Genomic DNA, 641 nt, shown 5'->3' with positions numbered 1-641 from the left:
TCGGATCATGTTTTCGGGCTGATGCCCTTCTTTGGTTATCGATTTGCGCCCAGGATACGGGATCTGAAAGAGCGGAAACTTCACCTGTTTCCAGATCAAAGCCCCGGTGATCTCCTGAGTGGAATGGCCGGTGACCCGATCAATACCGATCATGTTGCGGCCCACTGGGACGACCTGCTGCGTCTGGTCACATCCATTCGGAGTGGAACCGTGACGGCCTCGGCCATGCTGCGGAAGCTCGGATCTTATCCCCGTCAGAATGGTCTGGCTGTGGCCTTGCGTGAAGTTGGCCGGATCGAGCGGTCGGTTTTCATGCTCGACTGGATACAGGATCTGGATTTGCGCAGGCGAACCCAGGCAGGGCTCAACAAGGGAGAAGCCCGGAATGCGCTGGCTCGGGCGCTCTTCTTCAACCAGCTTGGTGAACTGCGGGATCGGCGTTTTGAAAATCAGGCTTATCGAGCGTCAGGTTTAAACCTGCTGGTGGCAGCGGTTATCCTATGGAATACGCGCTATCTTCAGTCTGCCATCGCAACGCTCGGCATTTCCGATGACCTGGCGCGGCATATTGCACCCCTCGGCTGGGAGCATATCTCTCTGACAGGGGACTATCGCTGGAATGTCGATGAGCAGCCCGAAGC

Annotated in this window: 1 protein-coding gene; it reads left to right on the top strand. The window is 56.9% G+C overall.

Annotated elements, in window-relative coordinates; all coding sequences use genetic code 11:
- Nucleotides 1-641, top strand: a 641-nt coding sequence (locus KP705_RS15990) for a Tn3 family transposase (protein ID WP_215764951.1), incomplete at both ends; no start/stop codon positions are given.

The sequence above is a fragment of the Gluconobacter sp. P1D12_c genome, assembly GCF_018812105.1.
GTDB lineage: Bacteria > Pseudomonadota > Alphaproteobacteria > Acetobacterales > Acetobacteraceae > Gluconobacter > Gluconobacter oxydans_A.
Note: the sequence above shows the minus strand (reverse complement) of the source record. Positions and strands in the feature narration are given on the sequence as shown.